The 18,852-nt window shown below is 66.3% G+C and carries 22 protein-coding genes; 11 read left to right on the top strand and 11 right to left on the bottom strand.

What is annotated here, in order from left to right:
• The first annotated feature begins 9 nt into the window (after window positions 1–9).
• Window positions 10–453: a hypothetical protein gene (locus OQ968_RS01425; protein WP_324673922.1), complete on the top strand. Its 444-nt coding sequence runs from the start codon at window positions 10–12 to the stop codon at window positions 451–453.
• A gap of 15 nt (window positions 454–468) precedes the next feature.
• Here the strand turns inward: OQ968_RS01425 and OQ968_RS01420 are convergent, their stop codons facing one another.
• The 10 genes from OQ968_RS01420 to OQ968_RS01375 all read right to left on the bottom strand — a co-directional run bounded on the left by OQ968_RS01420 (window position 469) and on the right by OQ968_RS01375 (window position 9,739).
• Window positions 469–1,644, bottom strand: a complete 1,176-nt coding sequence (locus tag OQ968_RS01420) for an acyl-CoA dehydrogenase family protein (RefSeq protein ID WP_324673920.1) — start codon at window positions 1,642–1,644, stop codon at window positions 469–471.
• The gene (locus tag OQ968_RS01415) at window positions 1,628–2,626 is read right to left on the bottom strand and encodes an acyl-CoA dehydrogenase family protein (RefSeq protein ID WP_324674999.1); all 999 of its coding nucleotides are present in this window, start codon (window positions 2,624–2,626) and stop codon (window positions 1,628–1,630) included. The genes OQ968_RS01420 and OQ968_RS01415 overlap by 17 nt, the downstream gene beginning before the upstream one ends.
• A gap of 178 nt (window positions 2,627–2,804) precedes the next feature.
• Window positions 2,805–3,455 (bottom strand): nitroreductase family protein, encoded by a 651-nt coding sequence (locus tag OQ968_RS01410; protein ID WP_324673918.1) that lies wholly within the window; start codon window positions 3,453–3,455, stop codon window positions 2,805–2,807.
• Between the two features lie 10 nt (window positions 3,456–3,465).
• A complete protein-coding gene (locus tag OQ968_RS01405; protein ID WP_324673916.1) occupies window positions 3,466–4,848 on the bottom strand; it encodes an acyl-CoA reductase in 1,383 nt (460 codons plus the stop codon).
• Window positions 4,845–6,191, bottom strand: a complete 1,347-nt coding sequence (locus OQ968_RS01400; protein WP_324673914.1) for a hypothetical protein — start codon at window positions 6,189–6,191, stop codon at window positions 4,845–4,847. Before OQ968_RS01400 ends, OQ968_RS01405 begins: the two co-directional genes overlap by 4 nt.
• A gap of 46 nt (window positions 6,192–6,237) precedes the next feature.
• Entirely contained in the window at window positions 6,238–6,678 is a 441-nt protein-coding gene (locus OQ968_RS01395) for a hypothetical protein (protein ID WP_324673912.1), read from the bottom strand.
• A gap of 10 nt (window positions 6,679–6,688) precedes the next feature.
• Window positions 6,689–7,387, bottom strand: coding sequence for a hypothetical protein (locus OQ968_RS01390; RefSeq protein WP_324673910.1), 699 nt, complete (start codon window positions 7,385–7,387; stop codon window positions 6,689–6,691).
• Window positions 7,388–7,667: 280 nt separating this feature from the next.
• A complete protein-coding gene (locus OQ968_RS01385) occupies window positions 7,668–8,282 on the bottom strand; it encodes a TetR/AcrR family transcriptional regulator (RefSeq protein ID WP_324673908.1) in 615 nt (204 codons plus the stop codon).
• Window positions 8,283–8,329: 47 nt separating this feature from the next.
• On the bottom strand, window positions 8,330–9,091 hold the full coding sequence (locus OQ968_RS01380) for an alpha/beta hydrolase (RefSeq protein ID WP_324673907.1): 762 nt from the start codon (window positions 9,089–9,091) through the stop codon (window positions 8,330–8,332).
• Between the two features lie 21 nt (window positions 9,092–9,112).
• A complete protein-coding gene (locus OQ968_RS01375; RefSeq protein ID WP_324673905.1) occupies window positions 9,113–9,739 on the bottom strand; it encodes a TetR/AcrR family transcriptional regulator in 627 nt (208 codons plus the stop codon).
• A gap of 65 nt (window positions 9,740–9,804) precedes the next feature.
• On the opposite strand from OQ968_RS01375, the gene OQ968_RS01370 reads away from it, so the two are divergent.
• The 7 genes from OQ968_RS01370 to OQ968_RS01340 all read left to right on the top strand — a co-directional run bounded on the left by OQ968_RS01370 (window position 9,805) and on the right by OQ968_RS01340 (window position 16,297).
• Window positions 9,805–11,229: an aldehyde dehydrogenase family protein gene (locus OQ968_RS01370; protein ID WP_324673903.1), complete on the top strand. Its 1,425-nt coding sequence runs from the start codon at window positions 9,805–9,807 to the stop codon at window positions 11,227–11,229.
• A gap of 20 nt (window positions 11,230–11,249) precedes the next feature.
• Window positions 11,250–11,630: a carboxymuconolactone decarboxylase family protein gene (locus OQ968_RS01365; RefSeq protein ID WP_324673901.1), complete on the top strand. Its 381-nt coding sequence runs from the start codon at window positions 11,250–11,252 to the stop codon at window positions 11,628–11,630.
• Window positions 11,631–11,638: 8 nt separating this feature from the next.
• Window positions 11,639–12,541, top strand: a complete 903-nt coding sequence (locus OQ968_RS01360; protein ID WP_324673899.1) for an NAD(P)-dependent oxidoreductase — start codon at window positions 11,639–11,641, stop codon at window positions 12,539–12,541.
• 199 nt (window positions 12,542–12,740) lie between these two features.
• Entirely contained in the window at window positions 12,741–13,832 is a 1,092-nt protein-coding gene (locus OQ968_RS01355) for an amidohydrolase family protein (protein WP_324673898.1), read from the top strand.
• Between the two features lie 37 nt (window positions 13,833–13,869).
• Window positions 13,870–15,015, top strand: a complete 1,146-nt coding sequence (locus OQ968_RS01350) for an amidohydrolase family protein (RefSeq protein WP_324673896.1) — start codon at window positions 13,870–13,872, stop codon at window positions 15,013–15,015.
• Window position 15,016: 1 nt separating this feature from the next.
• Window positions 15,017–15,415 (top strand): Rieske (2Fe-2S) protein, encoded by a 399-nt coding sequence (locus OQ968_RS01345; RefSeq protein ID WP_324673894.1) that lies wholly within the window; start codon window positions 15,017–15,019, stop codon window positions 15,413–15,415.
• Window positions 15,416–15,430: 15 nt separating this feature from the next.
• A complete protein-coding gene (locus OQ968_RS01340; protein WP_324673892.1) occupies window positions 15,431–16,297 on the top strand; it encodes an alpha/beta hydrolase in 867 nt (288 codons plus the stop codon).
• A gap of 4 nt (window positions 16,298–16,301) precedes the next feature.
• Here the strand turns inward: OQ968_RS01340 and OQ968_RS01335 are convergent, their stop codons facing one another.
• A complete protein-coding gene (locus tag OQ968_RS01335) occupies window positions 16,302–16,775 on the bottom strand; it encodes a hypothetical protein (RefSeq protein WP_324673890.1) in 474 nt (157 codons plus the stop codon).
• 36 nt (window positions 16,776–16,811) lie between these two features.
• Between OQ968_RS01335 and OQ968_RS01330 the strand changes: the two genes are divergently transcribed.
• The 3 genes from OQ968_RS01330 to OQ968_RS01320 all read left to right on the top strand — a co-directional run bounded on the left by OQ968_RS01330 (window position 16,812) and on the right by OQ968_RS01320 (window position 18,788).
• Entirely contained in the window at window positions 16,812–18,110 is a 1,299-nt protein-coding gene (locus OQ968_RS01330) for an NADH-ubiquinone oxidoreductase-F iron-sulfur binding region domain-containing protein (RefSeq protein ID WP_324673888.1), read from the top strand.
• Window positions 18,107–18,406, top strand: a complete 300-nt coding sequence (locus OQ968_RS01325; protein ID WP_324673887.1) for a ferredoxin — start codon at window positions 18,107–18,109, stop codon at window positions 18,404–18,406. The genes OQ968_RS01330 and OQ968_RS01325 overlap by 4 nt, the downstream gene beginning before the upstream one ends.
• 67 nt (window positions 18,407–18,473) lie before the next feature.
• Window positions 18,474–18,788, top strand: a complete 315-nt coding sequence (locus OQ968_RS01320; protein ID WP_324673885.1) for a hypothetical protein — start codon at window positions 18,474–18,476, stop codon at window positions 18,786–18,788.
• Window positions 18,789–18,852 lie beyond the last annotated feature (64 nt).

The raw sequence follows: 18,852 nt of genomic DNA, 5'->3' as shown, positions 1-18,852 counted from the left end.
TGCGCGGAGATGGGAGACGCATCCGTGAAGAGGTTCGCAATATGCGTTGCGCTGATCATGGCCGCGGTGACGTTCGCCCCGACGGCCCACGCGGACATGCAGATCGGCAACTACCGGGTGGTCACTGACCGCGATCCCGGCCACGTCTGGATTTGGGCGATTCGGCCGTGCGTTTCTCGCGAACCGGGATGTCGCACCGTCCAAGGGGTGCCGCAACCCAACGGGCAAGCGGCGCCCTGGAAGGCGGACGCTTACCTGTCCAACGGCCGCTACACCATGACCGTCGACGTGCCCGACGGCGTGCGCTGCGTGGTCCAGTTCTTTCCCTCGCATGATGTCTATTCGTGGGATCCGGTCTCACTGGGCGGTGAGTTGGTCTCGACCTATGACGCGGGTTGCGGCGGCGGCCCCGGGGGCACCAGCACGTACCCCTTCTCGCTGGTGCGGTGGTAGCTAGGGCGAACTTGTCTAGGCGCGTGGCAGCCCGAGCACACGCTGCGCGATGATGTTGCGCTGGATCTCCGATGTGCCCCCGGCGATGGTGCCGGAAAAGCTTCGCGCATAACGCTCGAACCAGCTGGCGAAGTAGTGGTCGAGGTTCATCGGCGCGTACGGTCCGGTCTGCCCCGGGTGGACGAGCCCGTCGGCGCCGGTGCTGTGCAGGGCATGTTCGAAGCCGCGTAGTTCGGCTTCGGATCCGAGCAACTTGAGCACGGATATCGCGGCCACGTCGTCTTCGCCGCGGGCCGCGCGGGCCAGGGCCACCGAACCCAGCAGGCGCAGCGCCTGTTTGTCCATGATCGTCGTGGCGTACTGATCGCGCTCCAGCTCGGTGGCGGGACGCCAATCGGCGAGCAGGTTTTCCATGCGATCCGCGAAACCCAGCCACATCATCGTGCGTTCGTGCCCGAGTGATCCGTTGGCCACCCGCCAGCCCTGATCAAGCTCGCCGACCAGGTTCTCGGCCGGCACCCGCACGTCGGTGAAGAACACCTCGTTGAAATCGAGGTCGTCGACGCCGCAGATCGACGGGAACGGCCGGCGCACGATGCCCGGGGTGTCGGTAGGGATTATCAGCGCGCTGATTCCCTTGTGCTTCGGGGCATCCGGATTGGTACGCACGAATGTCAACAAAATGTCGGCGTCGTGCGCCCCCGAGGTCCACACCTTCTGCCCGTTGACCACGAAGTGGTCGCCGTCGAGCACCGCGCGGGTGCGCAGCGATGCCAGATCGGAGCCGGCGCTCGGCTCGCTCATCCCGAGCGACGCGGTGATCTCGGCGCGCAGGATCGGCACCGCCCACCGCTGCTTCTGTTCGTCGCTGCCGAACGTCAACAGCGATGCCGCAACGATATTCACGCCCTGCGGGTTGAGGCTGTGGTAGATCCGCCGGCGGCACAGTTCCTCGAGGTGAACGAATTGCTGGACGACGGTCGCGTTGCGCCCGCCGAATTCGGGGGGCTGGCCGGGCAGCAGCCAACCGTTGTCGAACAGCAACCGCTGCCAACGGCGCGCCCATTGCGGCATGTGCGAAACCGAACGCGGGCGCTCCAGGGTTTCGCTTGCGGGAGGCAGGTTTTCGTCGATGAACGCCGCGAACTCCGCCCGGAACGCCTCGACGTCGGGATCAAAAGTCAGCTGCACGGTATTCCTCTGCGATTCGCGCGCGATGCTCCGCCGCGCCGCCGAGCATGAGCTCACCCGCCTTGGCCCGCTTGAGCGCGAACTGCAGATCGTTCTCCCAGGTGAACCCCATCGCGCCGTGCAGTTGCAGGCCGTGCCGGAATACCAGCGCTTGGCACTCCCCCGCCGATGCCTTGGCCATGGCGGCCGCCAACCGGCGGCGGGGATCGTCGGCCGAGATCGTCAACGCGGCGAAGTAGGCCAGCGCCCGGGCGCGTTCCACCGCGACGTGCATGTCGGCGCACTTGTGCTGGACGGCCTGGAACGAGCCGATCGGCACGCCGAATTGCTGCCGGCTTTTGACGTGCTCGAGGACAAGGTCGAGGATGCGCTGGCAGGCGCCGACGATGTGGATCGCCATGCCCGTCAGCGCAATGTGGTGGGCGCGCTTGGAGTCGACGGTCAGCCGGTCGCTGTCGGGCACCCGAACCCCGGCGAAGGACAGGTCGGCGACATGCAGCACGGGGTCGAAAACCGTAGAGCGCCGGGCGGATACCCGATTGGCCGGCACGAGGAACACCCCCGCGTCGGTCACCACCGCCAACCGGTCGACGCGATCGCCGTCGAGGACGTGGCGCGCCGTGCCGTCCAGCACCCAGCCCTCGGCGTCGCGGTGCGCCGACACCCCGTTGTGCACGGCGGTACCCGACTCGTGCGGGTCGAACCGATCCGCGGCCAACGGCGCGAACTGACTCATCGTCGCCAAGAAGGGCGTGGGATCGGTCGCGCGGCCCAACTCCTCGAGGACGATCGCGAGCTCAACCGTGCCGGCCGGATCGTTCAGCTCGGTCCAGCCCTGGTCCACGTACGACTTCCACAGCGGGCTGGGGTCCACGCCCTGCTCGGCCACGCTGCGCACCAGCGACGGCGGACACTGCTTGCCGACGACGTCGCGCACCGTGTCCTGCCACAGCCGCTGATCAGCATCGAACTCCAACAGCATCCGGGCCGCCTCCTGTCGTCGCCATCGCGAGAATAGCATTCTCTGTTCCGAAAGTAATAATCTCGAAAATGGCGTATGACGTGACGCGACCGCCTTTGGACAGCGAGATCGACGCCAGCGTGCACGTCACTCGCACTTCTTCGCGCCAGCGTCGATCTCGGCGAAAAGTCAGTGAGGGCTAGGGCACCGCGGCGATCAGGTCGCCGGCCGGCTCCCCCCAGCGGTCGAGGTTCACGAACTCGACGAGCGGGCGGCGGCGAACCGGCCCGTGCTTGCCCTTCGGCCACCCCACCACGATGTGGCCGGCGATCATCCAGTCCGCGGGCACGCCGACGGCTTCGCGCAGCAGTTGCTCGCCGCCGTACGAGGCCCAGCTGGTCATGCATGCCCCCAGTCCCTGGGCGCGGGCGGCGAGCAGAAAGTTCTGCATGGCGGGAAAGATCGAACCGCCCAGCAGGAGTTCGGACGCGGTCGGATAGTGCTGCTGCGCGAACAGGACCGAGGTGAATTCGCCCGCCCGGTCGTGCAATTCGTAGGTCGCGCGGTAGGTGCGGGCGCGGCGGCTGTCGTCGTCGTCGGCGGGCCGGGTCATTCCGTACACCGGCTCGATCACCTCCAGCGCGTGCGCCGCGGCCTTGGCGACGACGGCCCGCCGCTCGGGCGATCGCAGCACGACGAAGCGCCAGCCCTGCGCGTTGGCACCGGAGGGCGCCCACCTGGCCGCTTCGAGGCACCGGGCCAGGGTGACGTCGTCGACCGGCTCGTCGGTGAACCGCCGGATGGTCCTGGCGGTCGACATCACTTCCCAGATGTCGCTGCTTGCTCCCATGGCTGACAACCTATGCGATGTCGTCGTCGCCCATCCAATGGACGAATCGCTGCAACGGATACATGGCATCGTGCGGGCTGCCGAGGACGTGAGCGTTCGCAGTTCCCAAGCGGCACAGGCGTTGAGCCCCGGCGCTGGCCAGCCGGTCTCGTAGTTGTGCCTTGCGCTCGTACGGGTAGACGCCGATGGTTTGGGTGGCGACGTTGACGTAGCGGACCGCGTCGTCGAGCGAATCGACCATGACTACGTTCGAGGTCTTGTTGGTGGGCTGGAACTCCACCGGCCGGTCCGACAGGATCACCAGGCCTCGGCCATCGAAACCGCCCCATACGTTCACGTCGCCCATCGCCTCCATCACCTGGATTTCCTCGCGGCGCTCCGTCGACAGTGGCGGGCCGCCGGCCGACGCGAACTCACGGTCGGCGCCCAGGCGCTCCGCAAGCTCGGCGCAGAACGATTCCACCTGGGGCCGTTGGCCTTCCACGAAGGCGTAGCGGCTGGCCAGGCAGGCCTCCTGGTTGAACACCGTCGTGTCGGCGGCCAGCAGCTCGGCCACCTCGGCGACGCGGTCCTCGGAGTCGAAGGCCTCGCGGCCGATCATCGAGATCGAGGATTTCGGGTCGAACGAGATCAGCTGGATGCCGGGTCCCAGGTACTGGATCACGTTGTTGATCGCATCGCCGCCGCCCCAGGCGACGATCTTGTCGAAGTACTGCGGCCGGTACAGGGTGCGCTCGACCGCGGTGTCCCCGCCCTGCCAGTAGACCGCCGACATCGACCGCACCACAGGATGTTTCGGATCGATTTCTGCCATGGTGCGAAGCACCGCGACCGTGGTGAACGGGTCACTCGAGGGCATCTTGAACAGGTTGACCGCCTTGACCAGCGCGCCCTGCGCGATCGACGACACACATCCCGAGGGGGCGTTGCCCGCCAACATGTGCACCATCCGCGGAGGGAAGGCCCGGATCGCCCCCTTGTTGCCGCAGATGTCGACGCGCTCGACCCACCCGTCGAGCGCCTCACGGTTGGCAAAGTTCGAATCGACGATGCTTTCCAGAAGCGGCCTGGTGAGGAAGTAGGGGGCCTGGCGGTAGAGATTCTCCACGACGCGCCGCGGCAAGGGATTGGTGGCCGCGATCAGTTCGAGGCACTGCTGAAGGTGCGGGTTGCGATCCAAATGCAGGCGTTCACCGGTTTCGACCAGGAAGTCGATGATCTCGGCCAGCTTGACGTCGAGCAGCGGCGGCAGCCGCGACCGCGGCAACACGAGGGAATCGAGATCGATTGCGGGAGTGATGAAATCGGCACCCAGATCGCGGGATCTGTGGCGGACGGCGTCCCCCTCCACGACCGCGCCTTGCACGAAATGGGGCGCCGGCAACGCGGTCATGCGATTCCCCGCACGTAGGCGTCGATGCTGCCCGCGCAGGTGATCTTGTCGCCTCCCGGCAGGTCGGCGTAGCGGGTGATGTCGCGGCCCACGGTCGGACCCCGGTGTCCGCATGGGCACCTCGCAAAGCCGACACGGACCCGGTCCCCGCTGATCACCCCACCCCAGCGGCCTTCGATCGAAGCGTCGAAAAAGGCTGCGCGGGCCTCGATCTCACCATCAGCGGGGTCCAGCAATTTCTCGCCGGAGGCATCCAGCGGCAGCAGGATCACCCACGGCGAGATGTGGTACCGCTGGGCGCGGCACAGCGGGAACGTCGCGTTGATCTCGCGCATGCTGTACGCGTGGTACAGCCGCTCCTCGGCGACATTGAACGTCTCCAGTACGTATTCGCGGTAATTCTCCGGCAGCGCGGCGCCTTTGAGTCCGCCCGCGACCATCATCGCGTTGTTGGGGTTGAAATCGTCGCCGCCGTGGCCCTTGGCGCGGATGCCTTCGGCGATCTGGTACAGGGTGGCGAACATGCCGGTCGCCAGCAGCGGCAGGTCGCGCGCGTCGATCACCGCATCGATCGCCTTGTTGGCCGAGGCGTCCATGTCACTCGCGCGCTGAGTGGCGATGCGTTCGAACTCCGCGATCTCATTGGGGCGTGCGGTGCCATCGGCCAGCTTGCGCCGCAACGTGATCATGTCCACCATCGACCCGACCGTGATCGGCTCGCCGTCGCCGAACTGGTAGGGCGGGTATCGCGACGAGAAGCAATCGACCATGGCCTGGCGGATGGCGTCCTCGCGCGGGGCGGCGAATTGCGGGCCCAGGCCCAGGAATTTTCGGTCCTCCCCACGCGTGAGGCCGGTCGCCCACAACAGCGCCTCGATGTTGATCCGCGCCGAGAGCTCGATGTCGCCCTCGGTGCAGGACAGCATGGCCGGCTTCCCGCCGGTCCCGCTGGAACACGACAGGTAATGGCCGACGGTCTCCAGCTGCTTGATCCAGTCATCGAGGGTCTGCACCCCGTCGGTGTCGAGGCCGTCGACAGCCCGGGTGGACACGGTGGCCAGCCACCTGCCCATGCGATCCCACTGCCGCTCGTTGAGCCAGCCCTCCGCGTACGTCTTGTAGGTGGTGTGGGCGAAGAGCAGCGGCACCAGGTCGGTGGGCCGCTTGATTCCTGTCACCCCGCCCGATTCCGCCCGGTTGGCCAGCAGCGGGATGGAGCCGAGTTGGCTCTGCAGCCGTTCGTTGGCCGCTGCCAGCTGCACGGGCAGCAGCTCGGCGGGTGCGATGTCAAAGCACTCCTTGGCCCCGACCAACTCCACCAGCTGCCCAGTCGCAGATGTCATCCCTAGCTCCTCGCGTCGGCCCTTAGTAAGTAAACATCACCGTATATTAATGCGGCGCGTTGTGCTCTGCCTGCTGCCGAGCAATCCGCTGATCGTGGATTCTGACCAGCTCGCGGAAGCCGAGCCGCGGGTACTCCGGTACCGGCTGAATACCCCATCGATCCTTGGCCGTGGCGATACCCGCCCCCTCGGGTGCGCCGTTGATCGGCGGGCCGGGGAACGGGTAGGGGTACTGGCATTCCAACGACTCGTTGTTGTAGCGCACCTTCATCAGCTCGCTACAGATGTCGCGGAAGCTCAGGGTCGGGTAGCCGTACCAGACTGCCAGGAACGGCAGGGTGAACGCGCCCTCGAGGACAAGACCGACCAGGCACACCATGATGCCGCGCCGCAGCCACTTGTGCAGCCGCGCATACTCTTTGGTGGTACCCAGGGGCAGATCCGTGGCTTCACCCGGCAACTTCTCGTCGGTGGATGATGCGCTCATTGGATTCTCCTTAGTCCGAGAAGATTTCGCGATTGACGGTGTGCAGGTACGGGATCGCGAGGAATGGGGTGATGTACATGATGTCGTAGATCCACCACCCCAGGACCGGGAAAACCACGCCGGCATAACGGACGTCGGCGTACACGGTCATGTTCATCACGTAGCCGACCCAGATCACCACGCCGAACCAACAGGTCACCAGCAGCCACTGGTAGCCCCATCGCTTCATCTGCAAGAAGGCGATGGCTGCGGCGATCCGCATCGGAAACACGGTAAGGATGAGCGCAACTTCCCAGCCCTTCTCCCCCGGAGCGCTCGCCCCACCGATCCAGAGCTGGTTGTAATGCCAGAAGTATCCGGCGTCAAAAGCGTTGCCCCATGCCGTGTACAGGACCCGGTAGATCAGGGTGTGGTTGGCGACCATGTCGAGGATCCAGCCCTGCAGATTGAGTCCGGCATCGAGGATGACCAGGTAGCCGATCAGGGTGACCATGATCGGCCGCACCGACAGGCCCGATTTCAGTGCCCGTCGAAGCAACGCCAATCCGTACAGGAACAAGGGCAGGCCGAAGATGCCGGGCACGTTGGCCCCCATCAGCAATGTCCCGGCGATGAGCCACTTGTCGGCGCGACGCTGCGCCAGGCGGCTCTGCTCGAGTTGGTCGTCGAGTGAGATGCCGGAAATCCGGTTGGTCAGCGGCAGATTCACGTTTTGCTCCTACCAGTCCCGGGTTGCCCACATCGACAGTTGGATGCCGAACATGAGCAGCAGGTAGCCGTAAATGAAGATCTGAAAGACGATCAGCGCCCGCCTTCGTTGCCGCTCTCTCTCGTTCACGGTTGGCCTCTCGATCAGAAGGTGCCGATGCCGCGCATCACGTAGTACCAAAAGCCGACCAGCACGGCGGCCCCGCCCCATCCGATGCCAAGGCGCACCAATTCCTGCCACACGGTTGAATCTCCAATCGTTCGATCGACACCCGGTCGGTTTACCGAGCCTCCAGGCCGCGGCGCGTGCTCGCGACAAACTCACCGATCACGCGACTGCGTGCGGGCTTGGAGTCGTGGTGGGTGACGAGCAGCGCGTAGATCCCCAGCAAGAAGAAGAGCGCGCTGTTTTCGGGGCTGGCGTCCGGATGGGTCACGCCCTGCAGCTGCGCCCGCGCGATCTCCTGCGCAAGGAGCGCTACGAGTGGATGGTCCGTCGGCTTACCGAATCCGGGCGGGCGCGTCTGTGAAAAATGCAGTGCCAGAACGTCTCTGAACAGCCTGGTGCCGAGCCGTGACTCTGCCGCCACGACTAGGCGTACCACCTCCGACATGGTCGACCAGAGGTCGGGCTCCGAGGCCACGAAGCGGGTTAAGTCACCGGCGAGCCGGGTGACCAGGTTGCGCTCGACCTCCTCGAGAACGTGTTCTTTGGTGGGGAAGTGAAAGTAGAAGGTTCCGCGTGCGATGCCGGCCGCCGAGATGATGGCGCCGATATCGGCATCCGCCATGCCCGATCTCTTGAACTCCGCCATCGCCGCGTCGTACACGCGCTGGCGCGTCTCGAGCCGCTGCGCTTCGCGTCCCCGTGGGCTTTCGTTCGCCTGTGCCCTCATCACCTGACATGGTGACGCTCATCACTGACAAATGTCAATGACAAATTTCAACGAGTGGTGTCAGATCCTCGGGCGCGCAACCGGCAACGTTCGACCAGGATGGCGGCCAGGCGTCCGGGCTGCGAGAACATCACGTCATGGCAGGCGTCGATGCAGATCATGGTGTCGACGCCGCCGAGTGATCTGATCGCGTACAGCTGCTGACGCACCGACAGTGCCCGGTCGGCCAGCGTCATGATCCACGTCCGCGGAACGTCGGCGGGCAGGTCGCTGCGGTCGGCTGGCTCAAAAATCACGTTCGGGGATTCCATGCACAGGCGCGACAGCGTCAGCCTGCGCTGCTGCCGCGTCATGCCGTTGCAGAATGCGTATCGCGCCAGGACCGCGGGCATCGGGAACGACTTTCGTTCGACCCGGCCGGCCGATCTCGCCAACGGAGCCAACGGTCCGCGCAGCGTGTCCACCACCGACGTTCCCTGCGGCGGGACGAACGCCGTCAGCAGGATCATCTCGCGCACCCGCGTCGCCCCGAGTTTCGCGATGATGCCCGGGACGGTGAGCCCGGCCATCGAGTGCCCGACCACCACAACGTCGCCCAGCCCAGCGTCCTCGATGTCGGCGACCGCGGAGTTCACCCAGTCGTCGATGGTGACGGTGTCCAAATTCGCCGGCTTGCCGCCACGGCCGGGCAGATCAACCGCGAGGACGCGCAATTCGGGTGCGCGCCGGGTCAATTCGGCGACGGTGAGATCCCAGCAATCGGCGGCGTGCGCGCCGCCGTGCACCAGTACAAGATCTGGCCACGCCATCGCGGGAGACCGGGTGGCGGGTCAGTCGCGGGGCTGGACGCCGCGAAGGAACAGGTTGACGGCGTGCTGCAAGTGGCGTTCCTCCTCGTCGGCACTGCGATAGATGCCGCAGTCGGCCAGTCGCGCGGGCAGATGCTCGATCATGCCAATGAAGTGGCCCGCGGCTAACTCGAGGTCCTCGACCTCGACGCTCCCGTTCTCCTGGTGGCGCCGCAGCAGGTCCATGACCTGGCGGTGGCGCGCCGACCATGTCATCGAGTGCGCACTGATCGCGAACTCGGGAAAACGCGCCGACTCGTTCATCGCGATGCGGGTCAACCGCACGATGTCCGGGTCGATTGCGCGCGCGAGCCCGGCGCGCCCCAGCGCGATCAGGGAGGCGCGCAGATCGCCCTCATCGATGTCGTCGGCTTCGCGCTCGGTCTTGCGGGTGAGCGCCCAGGGAATGACGTCGACGAACACCGCGCGCTTATCCGGATAGCGGGCATAGAGCGTGCGCCGCGTGATGCCGGCCGCCCTGGCGATCGCTTCCATGGTGGTGCCGTCGTAGCCATACTTGACGAACGTCGCCACCGCGGCCTTGCGCAACTTCTGGTGCAGCTTCTTGGCTTCGGCCTGAGTCGGCCGCCCCCGTCGAGTCGTCACCATCGACAGAAATATACAGTACCGTATAGATACTCGTTGAATGCGACGCACGACAGTCAGGTGCCACCGTGACCATCACACAGTCGTTCATCGACGGCGAATCGGTGGCCTCGGCGGACGTCTACGACAACGTCGACCCGGCCACCGGTAGGCCCCTCGGGCAGGTGGCGCGCGCGGGCGGCGACGAAGTCGGCCGCGCCGTCGCCGCGGCGCGAGCGGCATCGCAGCGATGGCAGGGCACACCCCCGGCGGACCGGGCGACGCTGCTGACGCGGATCGCCGATCTGATCGACGACGATCACGATCGGTTGGCCCGCATCGAAAGCGAGGACACCGGAAAGCCGTTGAGCCAGGCCCGCGCCGACGCCACCGTCGCCGCGCGCTACTTTCGTTTCTACGGCCACGCCATCGACACCTATCGCGGCGAAACCATCCCGCTGTCAACGGATCTGCACGCTTATACCCGACGCGAAGCCTTCGGCGTCACCGGTCACATCGTCGCCTGGAACTACCCGATGCAATTGCTGGCCCGCGCGGTGGCCCCGGCCATCGCGGTCGGCAACTGTGCCGTCGTGAAACCGGCCGATGAAACTCCGCGCACCGCAGTGGAATTGGCCCGACTCGCGGTTCGGGCCGGTTTGCCCCATGGCGTCTTCAACGTGGTCACCGGGCTGGGCGCCGAAGCCGGCGCCGCCCTGACCGCGCATCCCGACGTCGACCACCTGAGCTTTGTCGGATCGAGCGAGATCGGTTCGGTGGTGGCCCACGCCGCCGCCGACCGGGTGGCGCCCACGACGTTGGAATTGGGCGGAAAGTCACCGCAGATCGTTTTCCCCGACGCACATCTGGGGCGCGCCGCCGAGGCGATCGTGAAGGCGATCCTGCAGAACGCGGGCCAAACATGCTCGGCCGGCTCCCGGCTGCTCGTGCACGATTCGATCCACGACACGTTGGTGGACATGGTCTGCGGCTTGATGGGGCGCGCAACGATCGGGCCCGGCACCGAGGACCGCGACCTCGGACCGCTGATCTCGCGCAAGCAACAGCGGCGCGTGCAATCGATGATCAATGCCAACGCCAAGGGCGAAATCCTTTGCGGCGGCGGCCCGCCGGAGGACATCCGGCTGGCCGACGGAGCCTACTTCGCGCCCACCGTGATCGACGACGTCGATCCCGCATCGCCCATCGCCCAGGAGGAGGTCTTTGGTCCCGTTCTCACCATCAACAGATTCTGCGGCGAAGACGACGCGATCACACTGGCCAACGGCACGCAGTATGGGCTGATCGGCGCGGTATGGACCACCGACCTCTCGCGCGCGCACCGGCTCGCGGCCCGGATCCGGGCGGGACAGGTCTGCGTCAACACCTACGGCGCCGGCGGGGGCGTGGAATTGCCGTTCGGGGGTTTCAAGAAGTCGGGGTACGGCCGCGAGAAGGGCTACGAAGCGCTCGACACGTTCACCACCACCAAGACGGTCGTGGTGCGCCTGTGATGAGGTAAAGGAGAACATCGTTGGATCCCGACACCTACCAGCGTGGGCTGGAAATACGCTCCGCAGTGCTGGGCGAGGAGCACGTCAACCGGGCACTGGCCGAGGCCGATGAATTCACCCGGCCGATGCAGGACCTCCTCACCGAATACTGCTGGGGAGCGGTGTGGGGCCGCGAGGGCCTCGCGCGCAAGACGCGCAGCATGCTCAACCTGGCGATGACCTCGGTGCTCAACCGGCCCCACGAATTGCGCACCCACATCAAGGCGGCGCTCACCAACGGCGTCAGCCGTGACGAGATCCGCGAGGTATTCCTCCAGGTCGCGATCTACGCCGGCGTTCCCGCGGCGGTCGACAGCTTCCGCACGGCCGGCGAGGTCTTCGCCGAGCTGGACAAGGACTAGCGCGAAACATGGAAATCGGGTTTATCGGGTTGGGCCACATGGGCTTTCCCATGGCACGCCGGCTCCTCGGCGATGGTCACGACGTCATCGCCTTCGACACCCGTGACGAGGCGCTCGAACGCGTCGTCGCGCTCGGGGCGCAACCCGCGGCGTCGGTCAAAGACGTCGCCGACCGCGCCGAGACGGTGCTGGCCAGCCTCCCCTCGCCCGCCGCGTCGTTGGAGGTGGCGACCGGCGCGGCGGGAGTGATCGAGGGCTCGCGGGTCAAGCGCTACGTCGACCTGTCGACCGTCGGGAGCCAAACGGCCGCGCGAATCCACGACCGATTGGCCGAACGGAACATCGTGGCGATCGACAGCCCGGTCAGCGGCGGGGTCAGCGGGGCCGAAAAGGGGGTGCTCGCCGTCATGGTGTCCGGCCCGCGCAGCGAATTCGATGCCATACGAACGGCACTCGAGGCGATCGGCCGGCCGTTCTACATTGGCGACAAGCCGGGCTCGGCGCAGACGATGAAGCTCGTCAACAACATCCTCGCGGCCAACGTCTTGGCCGCAACGGCGGAAGTCGTCGTGATGGGCGTCAAGGCCGGCCTCGACCCCGGCGTGATGATCGAGGTGCTCAACGCGGGCTCGGGCGCGACGAGCGCGAGTCGTGACAAGTTTCCTCGCGCGATCCTGCCACGAACCTTCGACTACGGGTTTGCCACCGGGCTGATGGTCAAGGATGTGCGGCTCTACCTCGACGAGGCCAAGTCACTGGGCGTGCCGACCGACGTTGCCGAGACGATCGGGCGGCTCTGGGAGACGGCCGCGCAGGATCAAGGCCCCGATTCCGATTTCACGACGGTGATCAAGCCGTTGGAGAAGGCCGCCGGCGTCGTCGTGGGCGGTCCGGGCCAGCCCTCGGGCTAAAACGCCAACCGCGGAGAATGGTATTATCCGCATTGAAGAACGCGACTAGCCCATTGGACACCAATACCACCCACCACCAGCGACGATGTTTAACCGAAACGCTTACCGGAAATGCATTGATTGGCGCCGGATCAGAATGTTAGGTTGTCTATCATATGACTGATTCCGACCCTCTTTGGCGACCGGAAGGGTGGCTTCCGTGATCGAGCACGCCGACGGAACACGCACGCCGGTGATCGACGCGAGCGTGCACATCTTCTTCCCGTCCAACAAGGACCTGCGCTCGTTCCTGCGTGAGCCGTTCAAGAGCCGCGGTTTTCCCGACTACGAGATGGACTGGTACGGGGCACCCGGTGGGGAGTACGCGCCGAACACCAAGGGGCCGGACCGGCAGTACCCGGGGTCGGATCCGGAATTCGTTGCCAACGAACTGTTTTCGAAGCGCGGGGTCGACGTGGCCGTCCTGCATCCGATGGGCCGCGGCATCATGCCGGACCGGCACCTCGGCAGCGCGCTGCATGCCGCCCACAACGAGATGATGGTGTCGCGCTGGCTGGAGTCCGGCGAGTTCGGCGAGAAGTTCCGCGGCACCATCCGGGTCAACCCCGACGACATCGCCGGCGCGGTGCGCGAGATCGAGAAATGGCGTGCGCACCCGCGCGTCGTCCAGATCGGTGTCCCGCTGCAGTCGCGCGAGCTCTACGGCAAACCGCAGTTCTGGCCGCTGTGGGAAGCCGCCGCCGACGCGAACCTTCCGGTGGCGGTGCACATCGAGACGGGCGAGGGCATCGGGTTTCCCCCCACACCGTCCGGGCACACCCTGACCTACGAGCAGTACGTCGGCTTCATGGCGCTGAACTACGTGTATCACCTGATGAACATGATCGCCGAGGGCGTGTTCGAGCGCTTCGGAAGCCTCAAATTCGTCTGGGCCGACGGCGCCGCGGACTTCCTGACGCCGTTCATCTGGCGGATGGACACCTTCGGCCGGCCGCACCTGGAACAGACCCCCTGGGCGCCGCGGATTCCCAGCGACTACCTCCCCGGGCACGTCTATTTCGTCCAGGGCAGCCTCGACGGCCCGGGCGACGCCGAGTTCGCCGGCGAGTGGTTCGGCTTCACCGGCAAGGAAGACATGGTGATGTTCGGCTCCAGCTATCCGCACTGGCAGTGCGGCGACGTCACGAAGCTGCCCAAAGCGCTGTCGGCCGAACAGCGCGAGAAGCTGTGCTGGCGCAACGCGGCCGACCTGTACGGGATCGACATTTCTGTCGACCTGGCCGCGGGCTAGTCGCAGAATAGAAGCGAGGGAGACCTAGGAGTTCGAAATGACCCTGACCCATACGCAGGAACGTGTTCCCGCCGCCGAGCGCATAGCCGTCCGGTGCGTCGACTCGGATGTCCACCCCGTGCCCAAGCGGGGCGAGATCACCCAGTACATTCCCGAGCCCTGGCGCAGCAAGTTCTTCCGTGACCATCGAATCGGCGAGCTGATCTACTACGACGCGCCTGACTACGCGCACAGCTTCGCGATGCGCACCGACACCTTCCCGCCCGACGGCGAGTTCCCGGGCAGCGACCCGGACATGGCGTTTCGCCAGCTGATCATGGAGGCCGGGTCCGACATCGCGATCCTGGAGCCCGGCGGCCGCACCCCGCGCCTGGCCGAAGCGCACCAGGCCTACTCGACGGCGCTGAATCACTGGCAGGCCAATCACTGGCTGGACAGCCACAACAACTGGCACCAGCGCTGGCGCGGTTCGATCTGCGCGGCGGTCGAGGATCCCGAGGGCGCGGCCCGAGAGATCGAGACGTGGGCCGGGCACCCCTACATGGCGCAGGTTTTGATCAAAGCCGAGCCGCGGCCCTCATGGGGCCACCCCAGGTACAACCCGATCTGGGAGGCCGCCACCAAGCACGACATCACGGTGAGCTGCCACCTGTCGCGCAGCAACTACGAGATGCTGCCCACCCCGCCGGTGGGTTACCCCAGCTACAACCACGACTTCATGGTGACCTACTCGCTGCTGGCCGCCAACCAGGTGATGAGCCTGATCTTCGACGGCGTCTTCGACCGGTTCCCGACGCTGCGGATCGTGTTCGTCGAGCACGCGTTCACCTGGATCCTGCCGCTGATGTGGCGCATGGACGCGATCTACGAAGCGCGCAAGTCGCGGGTGGAGATCAAGCGCAAGCCGTCGGAGTACGTCAAAGACCACATCAAGTTCACCACGCAGCCGCTGGACTACCCGGAGGACAAGACCGAGTTGACCCGCGCGATGGAGTGGATGGAGTGCGACAAGATCTTGCTGTACTCCTCGGACTATCCGCACTGGACGTTCGACGACCCGCGCTGGCTGGTCAAGCACCTTCCCAAGGCGGCGCGGGAAGCGGTGATGTACAAGAACGGCATCGCCACCTATCACCTGCCGGAGACGGTGCCGGTCCTCGAGGGCCAAGTCCGGGTGCTCTGAGTTGGCCGAAGAAACCAAGCGGCCCGAACCCCGCCTCGCCCAGGGCCGCGAGCACGTTGTCGCGACAGTAGACGAGATCCCGCCCGGTACGCACAAGCTGGTGCCGATCGGACGCCACGGCGTGGGCGTCTACAACGTCAACGGAACGTTCTACGCGATCGCGAACTACTGCCCGCACCAGGGCGGACCGCTGTGCTCGGGCCGTCCGCGCGGTCGCACCATCGTCGACGAGACCGCCCCCGGCGACGCTGTCATGGTGCGAGACCTGGAATACATCTACTGTCCCTGGCACCAATGGGGTTTCGAGCTGGCGACCGGCACCACCGCGGTCAAGCCGGAGTGGAGCATCCGCACCTATCCGGTGCGCGTCGTCGGCAACGACGTTCTGGTGACGGCCTAACTACAGGAGAGTCGTGTGGCTTCGATCGAGGTGAACGGTGGGAACGTCGTCTACGAAATCCTCGGAGACTCGGGCGATCTCATTGTCCTGACGCCGGGCGGCAGGTTCAGCAAGGAAATCCCCGGCCTGCGCCCACTCGCCGAGGCGCTGGTCGCGGGCGGCTATCGGGTGTTGCTGTGGGACCGGCCGAATTGCGGTGCGTCCGATGTGCAGTTCTACGGGCAAAGCGAGTCGCACATGCGCGCCGAGACCCTGCACGGCCTGCTGGGTGCGCTCGGCGTCCAGCGGTGCATCATCGCCGGAGGCTCCGGCGGGGCAAGGGATTCCATGCTGACGACGATGCTCTACCCCGAGCTCGTGGAGAAGCTGGTGGTGTGGAACATCGTCGGCGGTATCTACGGCACGTTCGTGCTGGGGTCCTTCTACATCGTCCCGAGCATTCTGGCCGCACGCGGAACCGGGATGGAGGGCGTGATCAAAGTTTCCGAGTGGCGCGACCGCATCGAGGAGAACCCGGCCAACAAGCAACGCTTCCTCGACTTCGACAAGGACGAGTTCCTCAAGGTGATGCTGCGCTGGCTCAACGCGTTCGTGTCCAAGCCGGGACAGACCATTCCGGGTGTCGAGGACGAGATGTTCGACCGAATCCAGGTGCCCACGTTGATCATTCGTGGCGGCGAGAACGACTGGGATCATCCCAAACGGACGTCGCTGGAAGTCAGCTGCCTGATCAAGGGCTCCAAGCTGATCGATCCGCCCTGGCCGGAGGACGCATGGGAGCGCGCTTCCGAAGATCGCGCAGCCGACAGGGTGCAGCACTTCAACATGTTCGACACCTGGGTGCAGGCCGCCCCGGCGATTCTCGAATTCTTGGGGTCCTGACGTGTTATTTGGTGCGAATGTGAACCTCACAGTTGAGCGACGCCTCGAGGGCCGTGTGGATCCGGCTCTCCGGAATGTGCTCGAGGTCGTCCTCACGCAGCGTCACGTAGACGATGTCGAACCCGTCGTCGCCGGGCGTCCGCTCGATGTCGCCGGTGAGCCCGAACCCGGACAGCACACCGTGAGCGTCGTCGTCGGTGCCCCGGCTGATGAAGGTGACCACACCCGGTGCCGGACTGGTGCCGAAAGCCTTGGCGCACAAGGCAATAGCAGTGCTCTTGGCCGAATCTCCATCTTCGGCCGCCACCAGCAATTCGACTTCGCGACGACGCGCGGGCATGGCGGCGAGATCGTTCTCGACGACGTCGACACCGGCCGCGCCGGCGAGTTCGAGGAGCGCTGCCATGCCGTCTCGTAATTGCTCCGGCGTGAGCACGCTTCCCGGGTCGACGTTCACGCGCACCACCGCAGTCCGCATGTGCGCAAGCCTAACCAAGACGATGGCGGGCCGGCCGTGAACACCGCTCAATCCGCAAGCATCACCACCGCCAGCGCGCCCGGCTGCCAACGCCGATTGCTCGGTGAACAACCCGGCCGCGAGGACTTCGCCGCCTACCGCGATCTCGGCGGCTACCACCCGCTGGCCGACGGCGATGCTTTGCTGGGCGAGGTCGAGTCCAGCGGGCTGGTCGGCCGCGGCGGCGCGGCCTTTCCGCTGGCGGTGAAGTTGCGCACGGTGCGCGACAACGGACGCGCGGCGGGCGGCGCCGTCGTCGTCGCCAATGGTGAAGAGGGAGAACCGGCTTCGGTCAAGGACCGATGGCTGCTGCGCCACCGCCCGCACATGGTGTTGGACGGATTACGATTGGCCGCGGCGATCGTCGCCGCCGACCGCGCCTACGTGTACGTGTCGGACCCGGAATCGGCGCACAGCGTCGAAGCCGCTTTGGGCGAAGTCGACCCCGGGGCGTTCGGTGTTCCCGTCGACCTGATCACGGTGCAGCCCGGCTACGTGGCCGGCGAGGAGACCGCGGCGGTTCGCGTGCTCAACGGCGGCCCGGCCAAGCCGACGGACAAGCCCCCGCGCCCATTCGAGTCGGGCGTGGGCGGGCGGCCCACCCTGGTGAGCAACGTCGAGACCCTGGCCAACCTGCCGTATCTGCAGCGCCACGGGTCGGCGAGCTTCCGCTCGCAGGGCACCCCGCTGTCGTCGGGCACCTTCCTGGCCACCATCACCGGCGCCGGCCGGCCTCCGGTCCTCTACGAGCTTCCCCACGGCCTGCCGTTCACCGAACTGCTTGCGCTGCACGGTGTTTCGCCCGAGAACGTGCGGGGCGCGCTGTTGGGCGGCTATTTCGCCGGCTTCCTCAACCGCGACGTGCTGGAGACGACACTGGACCACGAGACGATGCGACGGTTCGGCAGCGGCCTGGGCTGCGGTGCGATCTCGGTGATCACCGACGATTGCCCGGTGGCGGTTGCGGCGTCGGTGCTGGCGTACTTCGATCGCGAAAACGCCGGGCAGTGCGGGTCGTGTTTCAACGGCACGGCCGCGATGGCCGCGGTCGGCGGGGCGTTGCGCGACGGCGCCGCGACAACCGAAGACGTCGACCGATTGCGCCGCTGGTCGGTGGTGCTGCGCGGGCGCGGGGCCTGCGCGACGCTGGACGCCGCCACCAATGTGGCCGCCAGCCTGCTCGGCCAGTTCCCCGACGATGTGGCGCGGCATCTCGAGGGCGGTTGCCCGGACTGCGGTGACCGCCCGTTCCGCTTCGATCGCCCCTACGAGGCCGAGGCTGCGAGGCAAGCATGAAAATCCGCCTGGACCGCACGGTGTGCGACGGCTTCGGCATCTGCGCCAAGCACGCGCCCCGCTACTTCTCGCTGGACGACTGGGGCTACGCGTCGCTCATCGGGGATGGCACCGTGGCCGAGGCGGACCGCCACGAGGTCATCCGCGCCCTGCTCGACTGCCCGGTGCACGCGATCACCGAGATCGGCGACCGCACACCGACCGTCACCCACCCGTTCCACAGCGAGTCGGACGAGGATCCCGCCGCGCACGTCAACACCGAGTCGAACGAAGCCCAATGGGGATTCACGCGGTGACTTAGGGGCATCCAAGGCCTAGGCTGAAGCGAACCAAGGTCTGGATGGTCCATCCGGGAGGCCCGCCATGTGGTGGTTCGGTCGTCTGGCCGCCGTTGTCGCGGCCCTGTTCGTGTCGATGGCGGCAGCGGTCGCGGTCCCGGGTACCAGCTCGGCGGCATGCGCGCCCAACATGTCGTTCAATCAGATGACCAACGAGTGCAAACTGCCGCCGCCGCCACCGGCCTGGTACACACCCCCACCGCCCTATGCGCCCGCCTATGCGCCACAGGACGTGCCCCCGCCCCCGCCACGGCCGGCGTGGTCACCGGATGCCCCGATGTGGAGCAACCGCTACCACCAATGGGGTGTCTACGTGGGCGGCACCTGGGTGCCGCTCTGACCGTTCACCAGCAGGTCCGGGGCGGCTTTACTCGATCTTGACCATGCATTGAATCGCCCCACCG

Source organism: Mycobacterium sp. 663a-19 (genome assembly GCF_035616495.1).
Taxonomy (GTDB): Bacteria; Actinomycetota; Actinomycetes; order Mycobacteriales; family Mycobacteriaceae; genus Mycobacterium.
This window is presented reverse-complemented; position numbering and strand designations above follow the sequence as displayed.

Coding starts and splice junctions, on each gene's coding strand:
- OQ968_RS01425 (WP_324673922.1), top strand. CDS start 10: ATGGGAGACGCATCCGTGAAGAGGTTCGCAATATGCGTTGCGCTGATC.
- OQ968_RS01415 (WP_324674999.1), bottom strand. CDS start 2,626: ATGCTGTTGGAGTTCGATGCTGATCAGCGGCTGTGGCAGGACACGGTG.
- OQ968_RS01410 (WP_324673918.1), bottom strand. CDS start 3,455: ATGGGAGCAAGCAGCGACATCTGGGAAGTGATGTCGACCGCCAGGACC.
- OQ968_RS01405 (WP_324673916.1), bottom strand. CDS start 4,848: ATGACCGCGTTGCCGGCGCCCCATTTCGTGCAAGGCGCGGTCGTGGAG.
- OQ968_RS01400 (WP_324673914.1), bottom strand. CDS start 6,191: ATGACATCTGCGACTGGGCAGCTGGTGGAGTTGGTCGGGGCCAAGGAG.
- OQ968_RS01395 (WP_324673912.1), bottom strand. CDS start 6,678: ATGAGCGCATCATCCACCGACGAGAAGTTGCCGGGTGAAGCCACGGAT.
- OQ968_RS01385 (WP_324673908.1), bottom strand. CDS start 8,282: ATGAGGGCACAGGCGAACGAAAGCCCACGGGGACGCGAAGCGCAGCGG.
- OQ968_RS01380 (WP_324673907.1), bottom strand. CDS start 9,091: ATGGCGTGGCCAGATCTTGTACTGGTGCACGGCGGCGCGCACGCCGCC.
- OQ968_RS01375 (WP_324673905.1), bottom strand. CDS start 9,739: ATGGTGACGACTCGACGGGGGCGGCCGACTCAGGCCGAAGCCAAGAAG.
- OQ968_RS01360 (WP_324673899.1), top strand. CDS start 11,639: ATGGAAATCGGGTTTATCGGGTTGGGCCACATGGGCTTTCCCATGGCA.
- OQ968_RS01350 (WP_324673896.1), top strand. CDS start 13,870: ATGACCCTGACCCATACGCAGGAACGTGTTCCCGCCGCCGAGCGCATA.
- OQ968_RS01335 (WP_324673890.1), bottom strand. CDS start 16,775: ATGCGGACTGCGGTGGTGCGCGTGAACGTCGACCCGGGAAGCGTGCTC.
- OQ968_RS01325 (WP_324673887.1), top strand. CDS start 18,107: ATGAAAATCCGCCTGGACCGCACGGTGTGCGACGGCTTCGGCATCTGC.
- OQ968_RS01320 (WP_324673885.1), top strand. CDS start 18,474: ATGTGGTGGTTCGGTCGTCTGGCCGCCGTTGTCGCGGCCCTGTTCGTG.